At 60.0% G+C, this 21,616-nt stretch carries 18 protein-coding genes; 5 read left to right on the top strand and 13 right to left on the bottom strand.

Features of this window, described 5'->3' with window-relative positions:
- Window positions 1–530: 530 nt before the first annotated feature.
- Together DTW90_RS01120 and DTW90_RS01125 are read right to left on the bottom strand one after the other, a co-directional pair.
- The gene (locus tag DTW90_RS01120) at window positions 531–1,409 is read right to left on the bottom strand and encodes a 50S ribosomal protein L11 methyltransferase (protein WP_132524244.1); all 879 of its coding nucleotides are present in this window, start codon (window positions 1,407–1,409) and stop codon (window positions 531–533) included.
- A gap of 75 nt (window positions 1,410–1,484) precedes the next feature.
- Window positions 1,485–2,090, bottom strand: a complete 606-nt coding sequence (locus DTW90_RS01125; protein ID WP_132524243.1) for an SCO family protein — start codon at window positions 2,088–2,090, stop codon at window positions 1,485–1,487.
- A gap of 316 nt (window positions 2,091–2,406) precedes the next feature.
- On the opposite strand from DTW90_RS01125, the gene DTW90_RS01130 reads away from it, so the two are divergent.
- Together DTW90_RS01130 and DTW90_RS01135 are read left to right on the top strand one after the other, a co-directional pair.
- Window positions 2,407–4,368 (top strand): methyl-accepting chemotaxis protein, encoded by a 1,962-nt coding sequence (locus DTW90_RS01130; protein WP_149336071.1) that lies wholly within the window; start codon window positions 2,407–2,409, stop codon window positions 4,366–4,368.
- Between the two features lie 2 nt (window positions 4,369–4,370).
- On the top strand, window positions 4,371–4,835 hold the full coding sequence (locus tag DTW90_RS01135) for a chemotaxis protein CheW (RefSeq protein ID WP_132524241.1): 465 nt from the start codon (window positions 4,371–4,373) through the stop codon (window positions 4,833–4,835).
- A gap of 288 nt (window positions 4,836–5,123) precedes the next feature.
- Here DTW90_RS01135 and DTW90_RS01140 read toward each other — a convergent pair whose 3' ends face one another.
- Window positions 5,124–5,612, bottom strand: coding sequence for a CreA family protein (locus DTW90_RS01140; protein ID WP_149336072.1), 489 nt, complete (start codon window positions 5,610–5,612; stop codon window positions 5,124–5,126).
- 69 nt (window positions 5,613–5,681) lie between these two features.
- Complete coding sequence (locus tag DTW90_RS01145) at window positions 5,682–6,272, bottom strand: 3'-5' exonuclease (RefSeq protein ID WP_149336073.1); 591 nt, start codon at window positions 6,270–6,272, stop codon at window positions 5,682–5,684.
- A gap of 273 nt (window positions 6,273–6,545) precedes the next feature.
- Here DTW90_RS01145 and DTW90_RS01150 point away from each other — a divergent pair, with 273 nt between their 5' ends.
- Window positions 6,546–7,082 carry a GNAT family N-acetyltransferase gene (locus DTW90_RS01150; RefSeq protein WP_149336074.1) on the top strand — a complete coding sequence of 179 codons (537 nt, stop codon included), beginning with the start codon at window positions 6,546–6,548 and terminating at the stop codon, window positions 7,080–7,082.
- Window positions 7,083–7,112: 30 nt separating this feature from the next.
- On the opposite strand, the gene ligA is transcribed toward DTW90_RS01150, so the two are convergent.
- Window positions 7,113–9,263 (bottom strand): NAD-dependent DNA ligase LigA, encoded by a 2,151-nt coding sequence (gene ligA / locus DTW90_RS01155; RefSeq protein WP_149336075.1) that lies wholly within the window; start codon window positions 9,261–9,263, stop codon window positions 7,113–7,115.
- A 114-nt stretch (window positions 9,264–9,377) separates the two neighbouring features.
- On the opposite strand from ligA, the gene DTW90_RS01160 reads away from it, so the two are divergent.
- Window positions 9,378–9,893 carry a GNAT family N-acetyltransferase gene (locus DTW90_RS01160; RefSeq protein ID WP_149336076.1) on the top strand — a complete coding sequence of 172 codons (516 nt, stop codon included), beginning with the start codon at window positions 9,378–9,380 and terminating at the stop codon, window positions 9,891–9,893.
- Window positions 9,894–9,895: 2 nt separating this feature from the next.
- Here DTW90_RS01160 and recN read toward each other — a convergent pair whose 3' ends face one another.
- From recN to aqpZ, 8 genes are all read right to left on the bottom strand, one after another.
- The gene (gene recN / locus DTW90_RS01165) at window positions 9,896–11,569 is read right to left on the bottom strand and encodes a DNA repair protein RecN (protein ID WP_149336077.1); all 1,674 of its coding nucleotides are present in this window, start codon (window positions 11,567–11,569) and stop codon (window positions 9,896–9,898) included.
- 13 nt (window positions 11,570–11,582) lie between these two features.
- On the bottom strand, window positions 11,583–12,452 hold the full coding sequence (locus DTW90_RS01170; RefSeq protein ID WP_188079855.1) for an outer membrane protein assembly factor BamD: 870 nt from the start codon (window positions 12,450–12,452) through the stop codon (window positions 11,583–11,585).
- Window positions 12,453–12,727: 275 nt separating this feature from the next.
- On the bottom strand, window positions 12,728–13,681 hold the full coding sequence (lpxC, locus tag DTW90_RS01175) for a UDP-3-O-acyl-N-acetylglucosamine deacetylase (protein WP_132524234.1): 954 nt from the start codon (window positions 13,679–13,681) through the stop codon (window positions 12,728–12,730).
- Window positions 13,682–13,969: 288 nt separating this feature from the next.
- Window positions 13,970–15,712, bottom strand: coding sequence for a cell division protein FtsZ (ftsZ, locus tag DTW90_RS01180; RefSeq protein ID WP_149336079.1), 1,743 nt, complete (start codon window positions 15,710–15,712; stop codon window positions 13,970–13,972).
- A 104-nt stretch (window positions 15,713–15,816) separates the two neighbouring features.
- Window positions 15,817–17,148 (bottom strand): cell division protein FtsA, encoded by a 1,332-nt coding sequence (gene ftsA / locus DTW90_RS01185; RefSeq protein WP_132524232.1) that lies wholly within the window; start codon window positions 17,146–17,148, stop codon window positions 15,817–15,819.
- Window positions 17,145–18,077 carry a cell division protein FtsQ/DivIB gene (locus tag DTW90_RS01190; protein ID WP_149336080.1) on the bottom strand — a complete coding sequence of 311 codons (933 nt, stop codon included), beginning with the start codon at window positions 18,075–18,077 and terminating at the stop codon, window positions 17,145–17,147. Before DTW90_RS01190 ends, ftsA begins: the two co-directional genes overlap by 4 nt.
- Window positions 18,065–18,991: a D-alanine--D-alanine ligase gene (locus DTW90_RS01195; protein ID WP_149336081.1), complete on the bottom strand. Its 927-nt coding sequence runs from the start codon at window positions 18,989–18,991 to the stop codon at window positions 18,065–18,067. Before DTW90_RS01195 ends, DTW90_RS01190 begins: the two co-directional genes overlap by 13 nt.
- A 305-nt stretch (window positions 18,992–19,296) precedes the next feature.
- A complete protein-coding gene (gene aqpZ, locus DTW90_RS01200) occupies window positions 19,297–19,983 on the bottom strand; it encodes an aquaporin Z (protein WP_149336082.1) in 687 nt (228 codons plus the stop codon).
- Between the two features lie 256 nt (window positions 19,984–20,239).
- Here aqpZ and DTW90_RS01205 point away from each other — a divergent pair, with 256 nt between their 5' ends.
- Window positions 20,240–21,550 (top strand): MFS transporter, encoded by a 1,311-nt coding sequence (locus DTW90_RS01205; RefSeq protein WP_149336083.1) that lies wholly within the window; start codon window positions 20,240–20,242, stop codon window positions 21,548–21,550.
- Window positions 21,551–21,616 lie beyond the last annotated feature (66 nt).

The raw sequence follows: 21,616 nt of genomic DNA on the forward strand, positions 1-21,616 counted from the left end.
TAACGAAAACGCCTATTTCGTGTGCATCGCTCGTCAATTATGACGCAATGGTGAAATCCACTATGCGTCTGCCGCATGCCTCCCATGATGCAGACCCTCTGCCGCACTGCAAAAAGAATGACTATATCGAGCACATCAAACGGGGCTGAACAAAGCCCGCTCGAAAGGAAATGAAAATGGCCAACTCTCGGTTCGCATATAGCAGCCCTGCGCAGGCTGGCGAACGCCGGACTGTGCGCCATGTAATCGGCGCGCTTCGTCATCTCGAAGCTGAAACGTCGAGAATGATCGGCGTAAGCCGCGGTGATATTCGCCACAAGGGCGTAAACAGCTACGCGTTCTAATAAAGTCGAAGGTCTGGCTCTCCTCCTCCCTCGCCGGCCCAACGATCTGAACGCTAGAACCCGCTTGAGCGCTCCTCCTCCTAGCTCGCGGGTTAGATCAGCAAAGACTGATCTGCAAGGCGGTGCCAATGGCACCGCCTTTTGCATTTTGGGGCTTCTGCATTCAGGTAAGTGAAAATCAGCGTCTCAGGGACGATCGAGATGGATCGTCACCCAGCCGTTGCGCCAGATCGTGCGGACATGCCGCAGCTTCGCGCCATTGTAGGCCGACAGCACCTTCCAGCGCTGGCTGGCGAGGATGCCCGACAGAATGACCGAGCCGCTCGGCGCCAGATGCGCGACGAGCTGCGGCGCCATCTTGATCAGCGGTCGTGCAAGGATATTGGCGATGATCAGGTCGAAGGGGCCGTGCCGGGAGAAGGAGGTCGAGTGAAAGCCCGGCGCCGTTTCCATCGTGATGCCCGATGCAATGCCGTTGCGTCGAACGTTCTCCCGGGCCACGCGGACGGCCACGGGGTCGATGTCGGTCGCAAGGACCGGAATATCCTTAAGCTTACGCACGCCGATCGCCAATACGCCGCTGCCGGTGCCGAGATCGAGTGCGTTGCGCACCTGCCGGCTCTTCAGCACATTCTCGATCGTTTCCAGGCAGCCCGCCGTCGTCCCGTGATGGCCGGTGCCGAAAGCCTGGCCGGCATCGATCTCGATGGCGATATCGCTGGAGCGCACTTTGCCGCGATCATGCGAGCCGTGGACGAGGAACCGCCCTGCCCGTACGGGCTTCAGGCCTTCGAGCGACTTTGCGATCCAGTCGATATCCGGAATGACTTCCTTTTCGATGAAGAGATCGGAAAAGCCGTCTTTCAGAACCTCGGCGAACCGGGCGCGAATCTCGTCTTCCTCGTCAGCCATCAGATAGACCGAGGCTTCCCAGATATCCTTTTTCTCGTCGACTTCGGTCGTCGCGATGGGGAAATCTTCATCCTCGAAAACGGGCGTCAGGAGATCCAATATCTCCTCGGCCTTCTTTTCGGTGGTCGTCACATAAAGGCGGATTTCACTCAACGCTTCGTTCTTTCATAGGCAAATCGATCGACGGCCGCGCGAAGCGCGACCTTGCAGGGCGGCATCGTTATCAGCCTATCCGCGCTTGATCAAATTCTCGAGCTTCTTGACGGCTATGTCAGGGTCTTCCTGGTAGGCGATCGTGCCTGCGAAGCGGCCGGAGGAATCAAGCAGGAAGACCGAAGCGGTGTGATCCATCGTATAGTCGCCGTTCGGATCCTTCTCATCCGTCGGCACTTTCTTGAAATAGACCCGGAAGCCCTTCGCCATCTCCTCGACCTTGTCCGGCGGGCCGGAAATGCCGGTGATTCGCTGCGAAACGTTGGACACGTACTGGTCCATGATCTCGGGCGTATCGCGAGCCGGATCGATGGTGATGAAATAGGCGTTGAGCTTGTTACCGTCAGGGTCGGCCTTCTGCATCCAGCCGTTCAGTTCGAAAAGCGTGGTCGGGCAGACGTCGGGGCAATGGGTATAGCCGAAAAACAGCGCTGCCGGCTTGCCGCGGAAGGCTTGCTCGGTGATCGGTTGCCCCTTCTGCGACACGAGGCTGAAAGGCACGCCATAAGGGCCATCCGCAACAAGCGCTTGCGGCGTATTGGTGATGTGAAACGTCCACGCGCCCAAAATGCCTGCGAGGATGAAGACGGCCACCCAGACGGCAATGCGTGCTTTGTTCATGCGCTCGTTTCCTCAATCCGATCGACCGCCGCAATCATACGTGCGTGCGGGAAGGCGCGTGATAGCGCGGCAACGTCTTCCGCGCAATTCAACAAGCCGTTTCCCGCGAGCCCGCGATCATATGTCCCTGGGACAGACAACGGCATGCTGCTCTGACCCGGAAATAGCGTTAGCAAAAGTTTAAATTGTCATTGCTAATTTTAGCATAACTTAATGGCGCGGACGCCAGCCAGACATGATGTCACCCGAATGAATATTCGGCTTTTTCCGCATAGGCATGAGCGAAAAGCACGAAGACGCGGAAAGGGTAGATTTCATGTCAACGCAGGTAAGAAGAAGCTTCTCGGTGAGCCACCGGCTCTGGACCCTGGGGGCCGCCGCATTTGTCGGCATCGCAGCGATGATCGCTGTCGGTTGGTACGAAAACGCCGAGGTGGACGCCGCACTGCGCGTTGCCAATCACACTCAGGACAGCGTCGATGACGTCACCGCCATGCGTCTTGCGGCCGTCGACCTCTCCCTTGCCGCCATGGACACGATCGTCGATCGCGCCGACGGCAAGGTCGATCCGGAACGCCTCGGCATCATGGGCAAATCGCTCGACGTGCTGACGAAAAACGTCGATTCGATGCGCCATCTTGCCACCGAGCTAAACGACGGCAATCTTGTCACGACCTACGACGCCGACGTTGCAGCCATCCGGAAATCCACGCTCGGCGACCTGAAGAGCCTCGTGGAAAACAAGGGTAGCGACGACGATTTCGCCAAGATCGACGATACGATCGACGGTGAAGGCGACAAGCTCACGTCCCTGTTCGAAAAGCTGGCGACCGACGGCAGCAATCTTGCCGAATCGCGGGTGAACGCGGCCGATGCGATCGCCACCGATTCCCTCTACTACCAGATCTTCGCTGGTCTCCTGGCCTTGGTGATCATCTGCGTTCTGCAATACATTCACGGCGGTTCGATCCGTCGCGGCATCAATGCCGTGCGCCTCAGCATGCAGCGGATCGTTGCCGGCGATTTCAAAACCGAAGTCGACGGCACCGCCCGCGGAGACGAGATCGGCGACATGGCGCGTGCAGCCGAGCTTTTCCGCCATGCTGCCATCGAAAAGCAATCATTGGAGACCCGCAGCAACGAGGATCGCCTGCGCAGCGACGAGGAACGGCAGCAGCGGGACGCCGTCCGCATGGCGGACGAAAAGGCGGTCTCCTCGGCCGTCGACCAGCTCGCCCATGGCCTGAACCGTCTCGCTGAAGGCGACCTCACGGCGACGCTCGACCAGCCCTTCCGTCAGGATCTCGAACGACTGCGGGCCGATTTCAACCAGACGTCCCAGCGGCTGCAGCGCGCGATGCTGGATATTGCCGCCAACACCGGCTCGATCGAAGCCAACAGCCGCCAGATGCGCGCCGCCGCCGACGATCTCTCGAAGAGAACGGAGCAGCAGGCCGCCTCCCTCGAGCAGACGTCGGCCGCGCTCGACCAGATCACCGCCACCGTCCGCAGCGCAGCGCAACGGGCCGAGGAAGCGGGCCACATGGTTGAGCACACGCGCCAGAACACCGAGAAATCGGATCGCGTCGTCGGCGAAGCAATGGCTGCCATGGAGCGGATTGAGGCCGCCTCACGCGAGATCGGAATGATCATCAACGTCATCGACGAGATCGCCTTCCAGACGAATCTCCTGGCGCTGAATGCAGGTGTCGAAGCCGCCCGCGCCGGCGAGGCCGGCAAGGGATTCGCGGTCGTCGCCCAGGAAGTGCGGGAATTGGCCGGCCGCGCAGCCGGTGCTGCGAAGGACATCAAGGCTCTTATCGGCAAATCCAGCCATGAAGTGCAGACCGGCGGCGAGCTGGTGACGGCAACAGGCAACGCTTTGCGAGAAATTGGCGAAGATGTGCTGAAGATAAACGAGCACGTTAAGTCGATCGTAACCTCGGCGCGCGAACAATCTACAGGCCTTGGCGAGATCAACTCTGCCATAAGCCAGATGGACCAGGTGACGCAGAAAAATGCGGCCATGGTGGAAGAGACCAACGCTTCCAGCCACGCGCTAGCAACGGATGCTGAAAATCTGACTCAGCTGGTGAGCCAGTTCCGAATTCAGGAGGGCATGAACGCCCGCAAGACACCGCAGGCAGCAAACGCTGCTTCGCAACCCAAACCCTCCCCCGCGCGGAGCTTGATGAGCAAAGTTGCGGGAGCATTCAACAACAGCGTCGCCCCGAAGGCAGTGGCCTCGGCGGCCGGCGGCAACTGGGAAGAGTTCTGATCATGACCAATGCCATCAAACAGTCGGGCGCCTATCTCGAAATCGTATCGTTCCATCTTGGCGATCAGGAATTCTGCATCGACATCATGGCCATCCGTGAAATCCGCGGCTGGGCGCCCGTTACGCCGATGCCGCACACGCCGCCCTACGTGCTGGGCCTCATCAACCTGCGTGGCGCCGTGATCCCTGTTATCGACATGGCCTGCCGCCTCGGCATGAAAATGACCGAGCCGTCCGAGCGTTCCGCCATCATCGTAACGGACATCGCCGGCAAGCTCGTCGGCCTGCTGGTCGAGCAGGTTTCCGACATGATGACCATCAAGAGCGAAGACCTGCAGCCGGCGCCGGAAATCATTCCCGAAGCACAGCGCGCCTTCTGCCGCGGCATCGTCGCGCTCGAAAAGACCATGGTCTGCTTCCTCAACCTCGACACCGTCATTGCCGACGAGCTGGCCCAGGCCGCCTGATAGCAATCTTATCGTTACGAATGAAAAACGCCCTGGAGCTGAAAACTCCAGGGCGTTGCGTATTAGACAACAAGCAAAGGGACGGGGTGGTGTCCAAATGCCTGCTGGGGCGTAGCATGAACAGCTGAAAGCTAGGTCGGCTTGGTCCGACTCCACCTCCACGTTCAGTTAGCAACCTGCATCAAAACCGTAACGATCAAAAGCCCAGCGCGGCGACAAAAACCATTTTAACAGCCAAACCATCTGACCTTTTTTGGTATCATCTTCTTGTCACGGACGAGGCCGACGTTAGTTCGGTTTTCCGTTTTTCCAGCTGACGTTCTGGCCGAAGAGCGGAATGGTGGAGATCGACATTTTCGCCGAACCATCCGTCAGTTCGCGCGAATGCGCCAGATAGATCAGCGTGTCGTTCTTCTTGTCATAGATTCGGTTGACCACCAGCTTCTTCCAGATCAGCGACATGCCGGCACGGAACACCTCTTCTCCGCTCTGCGACAGGCTGATGTCGCCGATGGAAATCGGTCCGGTCTGGCGGCACGCAATCGAATTGTTCGAAGGATCCTCGAACCAATTGCCGTTCTTCAGCCTGTCGATAACGCTGCGATCGAAATAGGTGACGTGGCAGGTAACCCGGGATACTTCCGGATCAGCCACGGCATCGACGATGATGTCGTTGCCCGTCCAATCCACACCGACCTTGCCGACCACGTCGGCCGAGGCGGTTCCGGCAATGAGAGTGAGAAGAGAAGCAACGGCAAGGCTCTGAAAACGCTGCATGGGCCTGAAATCTCCCTGGATGATCCCGAACTCTAGATAAGAGTGGACCAGGGCTTTGCAAGAAAGCGGTCAGGCCTTCCGGCAGGTACAGGGCTCGTAGCCGCGTGCCGTCAGCTTACCGGGACGCATGCCGATCAGACCGGGGATCGCATTGACTGTCGCAACCTTCACAGCCTTGGCCATCTCGATTGCCGCAGCCGCGCAGACAGCGGCATCCTCGGCCGCATTATGATGCACGAAGCGCAGGCCGAGATGCTCTGCGATCAGGTTCAGGCGGTGCGACAGGAAATGCGGCCAGATCCGCTGCGCCATCTTCAGGCTGCAGAGATAAGTAAGCTCGGGATAGGATTGTCGATAAAGATCAAGGCTCGCGCGCCAGACGCTGAAATCGAAGGCAGCATTGTGCGCGATCATCGTCGCACCGCTGAAATCATCGATGAACTCGTCCATGACTTCCGGAAATTCCGGCGCATCCTCGACATGCTCCGGGCGGATACCGTGGATCGCGATATTCATGCCGGAAAAGCGCATATTCCTCGGCCGAATCAGCCGTTCCTCGACACGAGTGACCCTGCCCTCTTCGATCCAGGCAAGTCCGACGGAGCACGCGCTGCCGCGTTGCTCATTGGCTGTCTCGAAATCAATGGCAATGGTCTTCAAGTCGAAATCCCGATTCGCGTCGAGATACAGGAATAGCCGCCCGCATCACGAGACGCAATTTTCGCCGATTGGTTGACAACATCCGCGAAAGCACGAAAACTGCGCGCATGATCGCTTCTATCGCTATGACCATGATGACCCTTCTTACCACGTCCCTTCAGGGGTGCGCGGAAGAGATGGTGCGTCACTAGCATCCGATCATTCCGACAACCCTGCTGAGACGAGCAGGGTTTTTGGTAACCGGCTCTTCTCGGCAAAATCCAGGAGAGACCCATGAATGAAATCGCCGATCAATCCGATATATCGAAACCTGCCCGTCAGCCGGGACTGCTTATCCGCGCCGCACAGCCAACCGACGCAGAGGGAATAGCGGCCATCGCGAACCTTCCGGGGTACCGCACCGGCACGTTGCGCCTGCCCCACCAGACCATCCAGGAAACCAGAAGCTGGCTGGAGAAGCGCGAGCCGGGCTCGCCAAATCTCGTGGCCCTTATCGACGGCGTGATCGTTGGAAATGCCGGGCTGCGTCGGTTTGTCGATCGAAGGCAGCATGTCGCAAGCCTTGGCATGGGCGTGCATGACGACTTCACCGGCCGCGGTATCGGCAGCGCCCTGCTGGGCGAGCTGGTTGAAATCGCCGACAACTGGCTGAACATCCGCCGCATCGAGCTGACGGTGTTCATCGACAATGCATCCGCGATAGCGCTTTATCGGAAATTCGGCTTTATCGAAGAAGGCGTGCTCAAAGACTACGCCTTCCGCGCCGGCCGATTTGCAGACGTATATGCTATGGCGCGGATCAGCACCTGAACCGGGCTGTGGCAGCCTGCTGCCCACATGCTACCCCCCGATCAACGCCAGCCACTCGTCCTCGTCCATCGTCTGCACACCGAGTTCCCTCGCCTTGTCGAGCTTGGAGCCGGCGCCCGGGCCTGCGACGAGGATGTCGGTCTTCTTAGAGACGGAGCCGGCAACCTTGGCGCCAAGGCTTTCCGCGCGGGCTTTGGCCTCGTCGCGCGTGAACTTTTCCAGCGAGCCGGTGAAGACCACGGTCTTGCCGACAACGGGGCTGCCCGATGTGACAGGCTGTTCGGCCTCCTCCGGCTTCACTTCGGCGAGCAACCGCGAGATCACCTCGACATTGCGTGGCTCCTTGTAGAATTCGACGATGGCGCGCGCCACGATTTCGCCGATACCCTCGATGTCGTTGAGATCGTTCCAGGCATCACCGGAGAGCGGTGCCGCCTCCTTCATGGCAGCTTCGAAGGCTTGGTATGTGCCATAGGAACGCGCCAGCAACTTGGCCGTTGTCTCCCCAACATGACGAATGCCGAGGGCATAGATGAAGCGGTGGAGCGCAATCTGGCGCCGTTCGTCGATGGCATCGAAGAGTTTGCGAACGCTGACCTTGCCGAAGCCCTCGATGTTTTCGAGCTTGGTCAGCGGAGACGCTTCCTGCCGCGCTCTAAGCGTGAAGATATCAGGCGCAGTTCGGATCTGCAGCGCCGGGTCCTCGCTCTCGAAGAAGAAATCCACCTGCTTTGTTCCGAGGCCCTCGATATCGAAAGCATTGCGGGAGACGAAATGCTTCAGATGCTCGGTCGCCTGCGCGCGGCAGATGAATCCACCGGTGCAGCGGGTCACCGAATCGAGCTTGCCGGTCTTCTCGTTCTTCTCCCGGACCGCATGGCTGCCGCAGACCGGGCACTTCGTCGGAAACTTGTATCGCTCCGTCCCTTCGGGCCGACGTTCCATGACAACATCAAGCACCTGCGGTATGACGTCGCCGGCGCGCTGCACGATGACCGTATCACCGATCCGAATGTCGTGCCCCTCCTCGCGGATGCGCTCGCCGGAATTGCCGATGCCCTCGATATAGTCGGCGTTGTGGAGCGTCGCATTGGTGACGACGACGCCGCCGACGGTGATCGGTTCAAGACGCGCCACCGGCGTCAGCGCGCCGGTGCGCCCGACCTGGATATCGATGGCAGTCACTTTGGTGAAAGCCTGCTCGGCCGGGAACTTGTGCGCGGTCGCCCAACGCGGAGAACGGGAACGGAAGCCGAGGCGGGCCTGCAGTTCCAGGCTGTCGACCTTGTAGACGACGCCGTCGATATCATAGTCGAGATCCGGGCGCTTCAGGCCGATATCGTCATAATGCGCAAGGATGTCGGCAACGGAGTTCAACCGCTTCATAAGCGGATTGACCGGGAAGCCCCAATCCTTGAATTTTTCCACCATCCCGAACTGCGTATCCGACGGCATGTCCGATATTTCGCCCCAGGCATAGGCGAAGAATTTGAGCTTGCGGCTCGCCGTCACCTTGGCGTCGAGCTGCCGCAGGGAGCCAGCGGCGGTGTTGCGTGGGTTGACATAGGTCTGCTTGCCCTCGGCCTCCATCTGCGCGTTCAGCGCCAGGAAATCGCTCTTGGCCATATAGACTTCGCCGCGCACTTCGACGATGTCAGGCGCCCCCGCTGGCAATGTCTGCGGGATTTCCTTGATGGTGCGGATATTGGCCGTCACGTTCTCGCCCGTCGTGCCGTCGCCGCGGGTCGCGGCCGTGACGAGCTTGCGGTTCTCGTAGCGGATCGACATCGAAAGCCCGTCGATCTTCGGCTCCGCAGTGAATGCGATCGATTGATCCGGCAAGCGCCCGAGGAAGCGATAGACGCTGGCGACGAAGTCCTGAACGTCTTCCTGGGAAAAAGTATTGTCCAGCGACAGCATCGGTCGGGCATGAACGACGGCAGAGAAGGTTGCCGACGGCGCAGCCCCAACGTGGCGCGACGGGCTGTCTTCACGGATAAGCTCGGGAAATCGCGCCTCGATCGCATCATTGCGGCGCTTCAGCGCGTCGTATTCCGCATCGGAAATAACCGGGGCGTCCTTGCCGTGATAGAGCGCATCGTTGCGGGCAATCTCCTTTGCCAGGCGCTCCAGTTCGGCAGCGGCCTCTTCGATCGTCAGGCTATCGACTTCGGTGGACATCTTTGATCACTCCGGAGAATCTGGTTTGTTTTTTTAGAGCAAAATTTCCGGATTAAAAGAGACACCGTATTTCCGGCATGGGAGATTATCGCCTGCGGATAGGGGAGAGAGCAGATGACCGAGATTCCGACGATCGAAACACAGAGGCTCATTCTGCGTCCGCTAACGATGGATGACTGGCCTGAATATGCCGAACTCATGTCCTCGCCGCGGGCAATCTATATGGGCGGCCCGCATGCGACCACAGCCGCTTGGGGAATGTTCTGCCACGACGCGGCTCTGTGGACGTTAACGGGCCAAGGCGCCCTGATGCTTGAGGAGCGCGACACCGGGCGCTGCCTCGGGCAGGTCGGCATCAATTCTGGACCGTTCTTTCCCGAACATGAACTCGGCTGGTTGGTCTACGCACACGCGGAAGGAAAAGGCTACGGCTACGAAGCAGCAAGCGCGCTACGCGACTGGGCGTTCAATGTGCGTGGGCTGCAAACCATCGTCAGCTACATCGCGCCCGGAAATATCCGTTCCCGCAAGCTCGCGGAGCGACTGGGTGGCGAACTCGATGCGCAGGCACCGCGTCCTGATCCGGCGGACCTGGTGTATAGACACCCCCATCCCGTCGTTGGGAAATAGGTTCAGCCGTTCCCGGCCAGCAGCCGCTTGGCCGCCGCTCTCGCCTCTTCGGTGACCGAAGCGCCGGCAAGCATACGGGCGATTTCCTCGGTGCGATCCCTGGGCTCCATGGTGGCGACACGGGTCGAGATCTTTTCGGAGCCCTCGGCCGCCGGTCCCTTGGAGATCAACAGATGCGTTTCCGCGCGGGCCGCAACCTGCGGCGCATGCGTGACGGACAGAACCTGCACGCGCTCCGAAAGGCGCTTCAACCGCTGGCCGATGGCGTCAGCCACGGCACCGCCAACACCGGTATCGATTTCATCGAAAACGAGCGTCGGTGCCGAGCCGCGATCTGCGAGCGCCACCTTGAGCGCCAACAGGAATCGCGAGAGCTCACCACCCGATGCCACTTTCATGATGGGTCCCGGCCGGGTCCCCGGATTGGTCTGAACGTGGAATTCCACAACGTCGATCCCCTCGGCGACAGCCTCTTGCGGATCGCTCGAGATCTCGACCATGAAGCGCGCCCGCTCCAGCCTCAATGCCGGCAGTTCGCTCATAACGGCGGCGGCAAGCGCCTCGCCGGCATGATGGCGCTTGTCGGAGAGCGACCGCGCCGCCTCATCGAAATCGGATCTGGCGACAGCGAGCTCCGCTTCGAGCTTGGTCAGCCGTTCCTCGCCGGCATCGACGTCGGCGAGATCGGCGATCATCCGTTCGGCGAGCGCCGGCAGACCGGTGACAGGCACGGAATATTTGCGGGACGCACCACGAAGGGCAAACAGCCGCTCCTCGACACGCTCCAACTCCTTGGGATCGTATTCGGTCTTGCGCAGCGCCGCCTCGACTTCCATCTGCGCGTTGGAAAGCTGGTCCAGCGCCGCGTCCAGCAGCGCTACAGTCTCTTCGAGCAGTCCGGGTGCCTCGTGGCTCTTGCGCTCCAGCCTGCGCACCAGCGAGGCGATATGGGGCACTGGAGAGGCATTGCCGTTCAGGAATTCGGATGCCTCGGAAATGTCGCCGGCGATCCGTTCTGCCTTCATCATGCGCGAACGGCGCTCGGCAAGCTCCTCTTCCTCGCCGTCCTGCGGCGACAGAGCCTCCAGTTCCTCGACGGAGGCACGAAGATAATCCGCCTCGCGCGCGGCGTTCTCGACCTTCTCGCGATGCTTTTTCAGCGTCCGCTCGGTGTCGCGCCAGATTTTGTAGAGCCGCGAAACGTTCTGCACATCCTCGCCAAGGCCGGCAAAGGCATCGAGCAACATGCGGTGAGCATTGGTGTCGACAAGGGCGCGGTCGTCGTGCTGGCCATGGATTTCGACCAGCAACTGGCCTGCCTGACGCATGAGCTGAACACTCAGCGGCTGATCGTTGACATAGGCCTTGGTGCGGCCATCGGCGGATTGGCTGCGGCGAAAAATCAGATCGCCAGCGTCGTCTATGCCGTTGTCGCGCAGCAGCTTGCGGGCCGCATGGTCCGCGCCGACATCGAAGACGGCAGTCACCTGCCCCTTGTCTTCGCCGTGGCGCACGAGACCGCCGTCTCCGCGCCCACCGAGCGCCAGCGACAGGCTGTCAAGCAGGATGGATTTGCCGGCGCCCGTCTCGCCCGTCAGGACGGAGAGCCCGGTCTCGAAGGCAAGATCCAGCCGCTCGATCAGAACGATATCGCGGATCGAAAGCTGGATCAGCATCTGCGCTTAGATCTCACGTGCCAAGAAGCAGCTTCTTGCCGGCGCGCGAGATCCAGGAACCAGAATTCTCACGTGGCTCGGCGCCGCCGCTCTTCAGGAGTTTATAGGAGTCGTCGTACCATTTGCTATCAGGGTAATTGTGCCCGAGAACGGCAGCTGCCGTCTGAGCTTCCTGGACGATGCCCATGGCATAATAGGCTTCGACGAGTCGCGCCAGCGCTTCTTCGATCTGGTTCGTCGTCGGATACTGCTCGACGACAATGCGGAAGCGCGAAATCGCAGCAAGATAGTCCTTGCGCTCGAGATAGTAGCGACCGACCTGCATCTCTTTGCCGGCCAGCTGGTCCTTGGCAAAGCGGATCTTGGCCTGGGCGTCGTTGACATATTCCGATGTCGGATAGTTCGTGACGACCTTCTGCATCGCCTCGATCGTCTGCTGGGCAGCGCGCTGATCCTGCGTTACGTCGACAATCTGCTTGGAGTAGGAATTGCCGACCAGATACTGCACATAGGCGGCATCTTCGGACTGCGGATATTGCTTCAGGTAGGTGTTGCCGGTGGTTACAGCGTCATCGTAGCGGCCCTGGCGGAACTTCACGAAAGTGCTCATGACCAAGGCTTTGCGCGCCCACTCGGAGAAAGGCTCCTGCTGGTTGATCGCGTCGAACTTCTTGCCGGCTTCGGTCATGTTGCCGGCCTTGATATTGGCCAGGCCTTGATTGTAAAGCGTTTCCGGCGGATCGGTTTCGACGCCGAGCTTCGTAATATCGATATCCCTGTCCGCCTGGCAGCTGGAAACAGCCATGCCCGTGCTCGCCAAGAGAAGCGTTACGAGCAGCGCCCGTGCTGTAATCTTCATGCTATCAGATCCTGCAAAACCCATCGGACAAATCCCAATCGCCGCCATGGTTAAGCGGCCGCTTCTCGCTGGCGTTTCTAGCCACAAAAGCATCACTAGGGCAACGCAATGATGATGCATTAACGCATTTTTGTGGCAGTACCCGAAAGTTTCCCAGCTTTAGCCTCTGTATTGACAGGAGATTTCGTCTGGAGCGCTCAATCTTGAGCAAATGACTGCAATAGTGATTCTCAGGCCCATAAAGAAAGAAGCCGCCCCCTTTCGGGGGCGGCAGGACCCTGGTCCTTAAATTCTGGAGGTCATGCCGACCAGGGAGCAAATTCCGGAGCATTCACCGTAACGAAGCTCCGCGCGCCGGTGCGGCGCGGCGCAGAAGTCTCGACGATTTCGTAAGCGGTCGGATCGCTGAGCAAAGCCTTCAGCGCATTGGCGTTCATCTTGTGACCGCCACGATAGGAGCGATAGCAGCCAATGAACTGGCAGCCGGCGAGAGCGAGGTCGCCAACGGCATCCAGCGTCTTGTGACGCACGAATTCGTCCTTGGCGTAACGCAGGCCTTCGACATTGATGACGGTATCGTCATCGGAAATGACGACGGAGTTCTCGAGCGACGAACCGAGCGCATGGCCGGATGCCCACAGGCGCTCGACATCACGCATGAAGCCAAACGTACGAGCCCGCGAAAGCTCCTTCTTGAAGCTCTCGGCGGTCAGCTCGCCTTCCCACTTCTGGCGACCGATAACCGGCGACGTAAAGTCGATTTCGACTTCGAAGCGCGTGCCGTCATGGGGACGGAATTCACACCATGAACCGCCAGCCTCGATACGGACCGGCTTGACGATGCGGATGTAGCGACGCTTCACGCCAAGCGACACAAGTCCGGTCTGCTCGAAGGCTTCGATGAAGGGATGGGAGCTGCCATCCATGATCGGCATCTCGGCGCCCTGCACTTCGATGACGACATTGTCGAGGCCGATGGCATAAACGGCGGCCATGACATGCTCGACAGTCGCGATGGACCGAGCCTGAGAGAAGCCGAGTACCGTGCAAAGATCGGTATTGCCGACCTGCGAAGAAACCGCACGCAACTCCGTTACATCACCATTATCGTGGATACGCTGGAAAACGACGCCGGTATCGGCTTCGGCCGGGAGGAAGGTAATCGATACATTGTAGCCCGAATGGACACCAGTGCCCGAGAGCGTAACGGGGCTTGCAATCGTCGTCTGAAAACCGAGCAATCTAATTGCCATTCAAATTCTGCCTTTATCGTCCTGTACCGACCCAGCACGCCATTGGCGCTCCCCGAGCTGTTCCGGCTTCTTACCTTGCAACGGAAGCAAACTTTGAATGAATGCGATTCCACTGCGCTGAGTATCTACATACTCGCGGGAACTCGGCATTCCAAATCACTGTTTCTTTCGCTTTGTAACGGAATCAGGTGACTGAATTTGCTAGGTAATCACAGAATTAAAGGCTGAAATTGAAAGAGCCATATCCGGGGCCGTGAGCGCCGGATATGGCATTTCTGCAAGTTCCGATCAGTTCGACTGACGGCGCAGGAACGCCGGGATCTCGAGCTGGTCATCCTCATTCGTCATGCGTGCCTGCGGTACTGCGCGACCCTGGTCGTCAAGTTGACCACGGCGCGGTGCATAGAGGCTTGCTTCCGGCGACAGCGGGCGACGCTGCTGCGAGGCGGCGGCCGGCGCTGCCGTCATGTCGGCAGAGACGTTTTCCTCTTCACGGCGTCCGAGCGAATTGGTGATCCGCTTCAGAAGGCCCATCGGGCCACGCTCTTCCGCAGCGTGGCTGGCTGCCGGCTGCGAACGATGATCCATCTCGGCCTTGACGACCGGCGGGAAGTCCTCGACCTTCGGCATGCGCACCTGCTCAGGCGCCTGACGGATGATCGGCTCCTGGCGAACGGGCTGCTGCATCGGAGCCGGCTGGTGGACCGCTACCGGCTGCTGCATGACCGGAGCAGGCTGCGGAGCGACCGGAGCCTGACGGACGACCGGAGCTTCCGGTGCTGCCGCGAAGATGCGGCTCTGCGGACGGAAGGTTTCTTCCTGGATCTGCGGCTGCTGCATGACCGGCTGCTGAACCGGAGCTGCCTGGCGCGAAAGAGCAACATCCAACTCGCGTTCCATTTCGACTTCCGCCATGCGGATGGTCTGGGCGATCGGATCGGCGGCCTTCGGTGCCTGCGCTACGTAAGCAGGCTGGACTGCGGCCGCTGCCGGAGCAACAGCCGCGGCGGGACGGACAACCGGCTTTGCTGCCGGACGGAATTCCCGGTCGGGAACCGCGTTGACCGCCCGGTCGATGCCGGTTGCGACGACAGAAACGCGGATGATGCCTTCCAGCGATTCGTCGAAGGTGGCGCCGAGAATGATGTTGGCATCAGGATCGACTTCTTCACGGATGCGGGTCGCTGCTTCGTCGACTTCGAAGAGGGTGAGGTCGCGACCGCCGGTGATGGAGATCAGCAGACCCTGGGCGCCCTTCATCGAGGTTTCGTCGAGCAGCGGGTTGGCGATCGCGGCTTCAGCAGCCTGCATCGCGCGGCCCGAACCGGAAGCCTCGCCGGTACCCATCATCGCACGGCCCATTTCGCGCATGACGGAGCGAACGTCGGCGAAGTCGAGGTTGATGAGGCCTTCCTTGACCATCAGATCGGTGATGCAGGCGACACCCGAATAGAGAACCTGGTCGGCCATGGCGAAGGCGTCGGCGAACGTCGTCTTGTCATTGGCGATACGGAAGAGGTTCTGGTTCGGGATGACGATCAGCGTGTCGACCGACTTCTGCAGTTCCTGGATGCCCGCTTCGGCAAGGCGCATGCGGCGACCGCCTTCGAAGTGGAACGGCTTGGTGACGACGCCGACCGTCAGGATGCCCTTGTTGCGGGCGGCCTGTGCGACGACGGGAGCAGCACCAGTACCGGTGCCGCCGCCCATGCCGGCGGTGACGAAGCACATATGCGTGCCGTTCAGATGATCGACGATTTCGTCGATGCATTCTTCTGCGGCGGCACGACCGACTTCCGGCTGCGAACCGGCACCGAGACCTTCGGTGACGTTTGCGCCGAGCTGGATGATCCGCTCTGCCTTCGTCATCGTCAGAGCCTGCGCATCCGTGTTGGCGACGACGAAATCGACACCTTGGAGACCGGCCGTGATCATGTTGTTGACGGCATTGCCGCCACCACCGCCGACACCGAACACGGTGATGCGCGGCTTCAGCTCGGTAATATCTGGCTTCTGCAGCTTAATAGTCATGGTACCTATTCCTTCTCTTTATGGCCGCATCGCCACGCCGGCCAATCACTCAATGTTCCTGTTCGAACACCTGGAAGCGCCTCGTACGCTCCGGTGCCACTTACTCAAAAACTCTCTTTCAGCCATTGCCCGACGCGGGCGATCCGGCTGTTGTTACCCCCAAGCGAGGAAAGCAGTCCGCTTCCCGACGCATGTGTCTCCATCTCCGCGACCTGCGGATAGATCATCAGCCCGACGGCCGTCGAAAAGGCCGGGCCCTTGGCCGCTGTCGGCAGGCCGGACACACCCATCGGGCGGCCGATGCGGACGTTGCGCGCCAGGATCTGGCGGGCTACTTCCGGCAGGCCGGTGAGCTGGCTGCCGCCGCCGGTCAAGACGACGCGCTTGCCGACGATCGGGCTGAAGCCCGAACGCTGGATACGGTCGCGGATCAGCTCCAGCGTCTCTTCAATACGGGCCCGCACGATGCGCGATACCAAACCGCGCGGAACTTGTGTCGGCTGATCGCGATCGTCCTCGCCGATCGGCGGGATCGAGATCAGCTCGCGTTCATCAGATGAATTCGGCAGAGCCGAAGCATGCACGACCTTCAGCCGCTCCGCATCCTCGATGCGGGTGGAAAGGCCGCGAGCAAGGTCTGTCGTGATGTGATGGCCGCCGATGCTCACTGCATCCGTGTGCACCAGCTTGCCCTCAGCAAAGACGGAGATCGTCGTCGTGCCGCCACCCATATCGATTGCAGCGCAGCCAAGCTCGACCTCATCGTCGACGAGAGCGGCAAGTCCGCTTGCATAGGGCGTCGCCACCATGCCCTCGACCGAAAGATGGGCGCGGTTGACGCTGAGTTCGATGTTGCGAAGTGCTGCGCGCTCGGCGGTCACGACATGCATGTCGACACCGAGGGCATCGCCGAACATCGCCAGCGGATCGCGAATGCCGCGCTCGCCGTCGAGCGAATAGCCGGTCGCAAGCGAATGCAGGATCGCGCGATCCTGGCGAAGCGATTGCTGGCAGGCTGCGGCAAGCACCTTTTTCAGATCGTTGCCTTCAACTTCCTGGCCGCCGAGATCGATCGTCGCGGTATAGATGTCGCTGCCCAGCCGGCCGGCCGAAACGTTGACGATCAGGCTTTCGACGGTCAGCCCTGCCATTCGCTCGGCCGCATCGACGGCAAGACGGATAACGCCTTCGAGCGCATCCAGGTCGGTGATTACGCCGGTCTTGATGCCGCGCGACCGCTGGTGGCCGATCCCGATGATCTCGATATTGTGCGTACGATTCGGCAGAACCTGGCTTTCCTCGCGGGGCGTCAGGCGGCCAATCATGCACACGACCTTGGTCGAGCCGATATCGAGCACGGAGACGATATGCGACCGCTTCGATGACAGCGGCTTCAGGCGCGGCAGACCGAAATGGGACGAACCAAATAAGCTCATGTATCCTGCCCCGCCTTCTTCAAAGCCTTGTTTCTGGCGTCGACAGCAGCCTGACGGCGAACTGCCGCATCCGGGGTCAGCTGAATGGCCGTACGGTCTTCCAGACGAAAATCGACTGCCGCGATATCGCGTTGCAACAGATTGTCTTCCTTGTTCATCTTCGTCAGCAGCGCCAGCGCGCGCGGAACGCCTTCTTCCGGCAGCTTTATGACGATGCCATTGTCGAGATAGAGATCCCAGCGGCGCCCGGCGACACGCACGAATGCCTTCACGTGGCTGCGAATGTCAGGCCAGTCGCCGAATTCACCCTCGATCGAAGCCGCAGCCGTTTCCGCATCGCGCCCGACAAAGAGAGGCAGCGAGGCAAACTTGTTGTCACGCAGGGGCGCGATCACGGTGCCGTTCTTCTCGATCAGCGACAATTCAGAGCCGTGCTGCCAGATGCCGTAAGCGGTCTTCTCAACAAGTTTTACCTCAATGGTCTTCGGATAGACCTTGCGAACATCGACGCTCTCGACCCAGGGAAGGCTGGCAATCTTCTGCCGGGCAGCATCCACGTCGAGCGCAACAAGCGAGGTCGTGCCGTCAAGGCCGAGCAACTGCAGGATTTCGATCTCCGACGTCTGCGCGTTGCCGGAAACTTTCACGTCTTCGATGGCAAAACCGGCAGCGGTCGTCGTCGCCTGCGCAACGGTCTGGGCATGGCCACCAAGGGACATGCCGTAGAGACCCGTTGCCGCCAGGAATGCGAGAGCAGAGACGGTACCCGTGTGTGCGGGAATGTTGATGCGCCCGGAGCCGAGGCTCACGAGGAAGCGAACCGTGCGGCGCAGAGGGCGCGGCAGCACGAAGAGGTCTTCCGCCTCATCCATGGAGGTCACGACCCGATGGCGGGATCGCCTCATCCCCTTGACCGTCAGCGCAAACAAGAAGCGTCCCCCACCATCCAACGGAGAAATTCGCCAAACGAGTAGCCGGCATGAGCGGCCATTTCAGGCACCAGCGAGGTGGGAGTCATGCCGGGCTGAGTATTGATCTCCAGCCAGATAAGTTCACCCTCTTCGGAAAAGCGATCGTCAAAACGGAAGTCAGACCGACTGACGCCGCGGCAGCCGATTGCTTGATGCGCCCTTAACGCCAATTCTTGTACTTTTTGGTAAATAATCGGTGAAATTTCTGCAGGGATGACGTGTTTTGATCCACCCTTCACATACTTGGCGTCGTAGTCGTAGAAGCTGTGCCCCAGCGGCACGATCTCCGTCACGCCAAGCACGGTATCGCCCATGACGCCGCAGGTCAGTTCGCGGCCGTGAACGTAGCGCTCCACGAGCACTTCATCGCCGTAGCGCCATTCGGGAGAAGAGATCACCTGCGGAGGGTGAGACTGATCCTCCTGCACGATGACGACACCGAAGCTGGAACCTTCCTTTACGGGCTTCACGACATATGGCGGCTTGAGGGGATGCACGTTCTTGATCGCAAACCGGCTCGTCACCAGCGATTCCGCAACAGGGATGCCAGCGGCCGCAGCCACGGTCTTGGCGCGGGACTTGTCCATCGCAAGCGCGGACGCAAGGATGCCGGAATGGGTGTAGGGAATGCCGAGATATTCGAGGATGCCTTGGATGGTGCCATCCTCGCCGAACGGGCCGTGCAAGGCGTTGAAAACGACGTCAGGCTTCAAATCCGCCAACCGGGCCGAGATATCGCGATCGACATCCAGACGCGTAACCTTAAAGCCCTCGCCTTCGAGCGCTTCTGCGCACGCTGTCCCCGAGGACAGGCTGACGGGCCTCTCCGAGGAAAATCCGCCCAAAAGGACAGCAACATGCTTGTCGCCCATAAATACCCCCAATCACCACACTCAAGCTACGCAGCGCCTTCACCCTCCGCTCCGGAGAATCTCACTGTGCTGCAATACGCTTATTAGAACTGCATTATGGTTAATGAAGTGTTTACTTTGGTTAACCTGCAGATGATGTCCCCAAGCCGAACATCCGTCATGGAATCAAACAGGCGGGGGAATTCCTCCCTTAGAATCAGAGAGTTGAGACTTAGGCAAGCATTTTCCACAGGTTTACGAAAGCAAAAAGGCCCGCGGGTATCGCCGCGGGCCTTTAGGAAAATGTGGCAAAGAGCGTTAACGGATCAGCCGTCTTCGTCCAGAAGCTTCCAGACGATTCCGCCCAGCGCACCGCCGACCAGCGGCGCCAGCCAGAACAGCCACAGCTGCTGCAGCGCCCAGCCGCCGACGAACAGCGCCTGACCTGTCGACCGGGCAGGATTGACTGACGTATTGGTAATCGGAATGCTGATAAGATGAATGAGGGTCAGCGCCAATCCGATGGCGATAGGGGCAAAGCCTGCCGGCACGCGTCCGCTCGTGGAACCCAGGATGACGATCAGGAAGAACATCGTCAGCACGATTTCCGCCACCAGCGCCGATACCATGCCATAGCCGCCCGGCGAATGCTCGCCATAGCCGTTTGCAGCAAATCCACCGAGTTGGAAGTCGGCCTTGCCGCTGGCGATCAGATAGAGGACTGCGGCCGCAACGATCGCGCCGATGACCTGCACGACTATATAGGGAATGACATTCGAAGCGGGAAACTTGCCCGCAACCGCAACGCCGACAGTGACGGCAGGATTGAAATGTCCGCCCGAGATACCGCCGACAGCAAAGGCCATGGTCAGAACGGTCAGACCGAAAGCCAGCGCCACACCCAAAAAGCCGATCCCGAGAGTTGGGAATGCAGCTGCGAAAATAGCGGCACCGCAGCCACCGAAGACAAGCCAGAACGTTCCTAGAAATTCAGCAATGAGTTTCCGCTGCATACTACCCTCCTGTTGGGGTTCAATTCCGAAATGCCGAGGAATTTCAACTCAAAGGCGATTCTCGTCAAGGGAACTTGAGAGGAGTTCGCCTGTGTCGCACGGAAAAGCAAACATCCGCACCTTACCGATCTCCGATGCCGCTTTGCTGCGACGCTACATCAATTTTCGTAGCATTGTTGCGCTTTTGACGTTTGCCCCGACCGAAAATTGCGTTAATGCCCGTTAAGGAAACGAAATATCCGGGATTGGTAGTATAATGACTGATGCGATAACACCCTTGTCGCCGAGCCCCTCGTCTTCGAACAACGTCGTCTTGAATTCTCCGGCGCGTGTTCTGATCGCGAGTTTGATCGGCACAACGATTGAATTTTTTGACTTCTATGCTTACGCGACGGCGGCCGTGCTTGTCTTCCCGGCGCTGTTCTTCCCCTCGAGCGATCCGACCTCTGCAACGCTGCAGTCCTTCGCCACCTTCTCGATCGCCTTCTTCGCCCGTCCCCTCGGCGCCATGATTTTTGGCCATTTCGGCGACCGGATCGGCCGCAAGGCGACGCTGGTTGCAGCGCTCATGACCATGGGCCTTTCGACCGTCGTCATCGGCCTTTTGCCGGGCTACGCCTCGATCGGCATTGCGGCGCCGCTGTTGCTGGCTGCCTGCCGTCTCGGCCAGGGCCTCGGCCTCGGTGGCGAATGGGGCGGTGCCGTCCTGCTTGCGACCGAAAACGCGCCCGAAGGCAAGCGCAGCTGGTATGCCATGTTCCCGCAGCTTGGCGCGCCGATCGGCTTCATCCTGTCTGCCGGCCTCTTCCTGATCCTGCGCACGAGCATGACGGTTGAGGATTTCAACAACTATGGCTGGCGCATTCCGTTCATCATCAGCATCGCGCTTGTGGCAATCGGCCTCTACGTCCGCCTGAAGATCACCGAGACCCCGGAATTCCAGCGGGCAATCGAGAAGGCAGAGCGCGTTTCCGTTCCGGTCGCCGTCATCTTCTCGACTTATCTGCGCAGCCTCATCCTCGGCACGATCATCGCCGTCGCCACCTTCGTGCTCTTCTATCTGATGACCGCCTTCACGTTGAGCTGGGGTACGAGCCCGAAGGGCCTTGGCTACTCGCAGCAGCAGTTCCTGGTGGTCCAGCTCGTTGGCGTCGTCTTCTTCGGCCTGACCATCCCGCTCTCGGGCTGGCTTTCCGACCTCTACTCGCGCCGCCTGATCCTGATCCTGACGACGATCGGCATTTTTATCTTCGGCCTGTTCTACGCACCGTTGCTGACGGCTGGCCTCGGCGGCGCCTTTGCCTGCTCGATCATCGGTCTCGCCCTGATGGGCTTCACCTACGGTCCGATCGGCGCAGCGCTTGCAGCCCCCTTCCCGACCGCGGTGCGCTATACCGGCGCTTCGATGACCTTCAACCTCGGCGGCATCGTCGGTGCGTCGCTGGCGCCTTACATCGCCACCTGGCTCGCGACCAATTACAGCCTGAGCTATGTCGGCTACTATCTGGCCGGCGCCGCCGTCCTCTCGCTGATCGGCATCCTGCTGTCGGGCAACGAGGAAGTCTAAGCTTCTCGGGTGGCGCAAGCCTCCCGATCTGAATGCAGAAAGGCCGCGGCGAGTGATCGCCGCGGC

The sequence above is a fragment of the Neorhizobium sp. P12A genome (assembly GCF_008365395.1).
In the GTDB taxonomy this organism is placed as follows: domain Bacteria; phylum Pseudomonadota; class Alphaproteobacteria; order Rhizobiales; family Rhizobiaceae; genus Rhizobium.

Excerpts from the sequence above, each read along its gene's own strand:
- DTW90_RS01125 (WP_132524243.1), bottom strand. The coding sequence starts at position 2,090 with ATGAACAAAGCACGCATTGCCGTCTGGGTGGCCGTCTTCATCCTCGCA.
- DTW90_RS01130 (WP_149336071.1), top strand. The coding sequence starts at position 2,407 with ATGTCAACGCAGGTAAGAAGAAGCTTCTCGGTGAGCCACCGGCTCTGG.
- DTW90_RS01135 (WP_132524241.1), top strand. The coding sequence starts at position 4,371 with ATGACCAATGCCATCAAACAGTCGGGCGCCTATCTCGAAATCGTATCG.
- DTW90_RS01140 (WP_149336072.1), bottom strand. The coding sequence starts at position 5,612 with ATGCAGCGTTTTCAGAGCCTTGCCGTTGCTTCTCTTCTCACTCTCATT.
- DTW90_RS01150 (WP_149336074.1), top strand. The coding sequence starts at position 6,546 with ATGAATGAAATCGCCGATCAATCCGATATATCGAAACCTGCCCGTCAG.
- ligA (WP_149336075.1), bottom strand. The coding sequence starts at position 9,263 with ATGTCCACCGAAGTCGATAGCCTGACGATCGAAGAGGCCGCTGCCGAA.
- DTW90_RS01160 (WP_149336076.1), top strand. The coding sequence starts at position 9,378 with ATGACCGAGATTCCGACGATCGAAACACAGAGGCTCATTCTGCGTCCG.
- recN (WP_149336077.1), bottom strand. The coding sequence starts at position 11,569 with ATGCTGATCCAGCTTTCGATCCGCGATATCGTTCTGATCGAGCGGCTG.
- DTW90_RS01170 (WP_188079855.1), bottom strand. The coding sequence starts at position 12,452 with ATGGGTTTTGCAGGATCTGATAGCATGAAGATTACAGCACGGGCGCTG.
- lpxC (WP_132524234.1), bottom strand. The coding sequence starts at position 13,681 with ATGGCAATTAGATTGCTCGGTTTTCAGACGACGATTGCAAGCCCCGTT.
- ftsZ (WP_149336079.1), bottom strand. The coding sequence starts at position 15,712 with ATGACTATTAAGCTGCAGAAGCCAGATATTACCGAGCTGAAGCCGCGC.
- ftsA (WP_132524232.1), bottom strand. The coding sequence starts at position 17,148 with ATGAGCTTATTTGGTTCGTCCCATTTCGGTCTGCCGCGCCTGAAGCCG.
- DTW90_RS01195 (WP_149336081.1), bottom strand. The coding sequence starts at position 18,991 with ATGGGCGACAAGCATGTTGCTGTCCTTTTGGGCGGATTTTCCTCGGAG.
- aqpZ (WP_149336082.1), bottom strand. The coding sequence starts at position 19,983 with ATGCAGCGGAAACTCATTGCTGAATTTCTAGGAACGTTCTGGCTTGTC.
- DTW90_RS01205 (WP_149336083.1), top strand. The coding sequence starts at position 20,240 with ATGACTGATGCGATAACACCCTTGTCGCCGAGCCCCTCGTCTTCGAAC.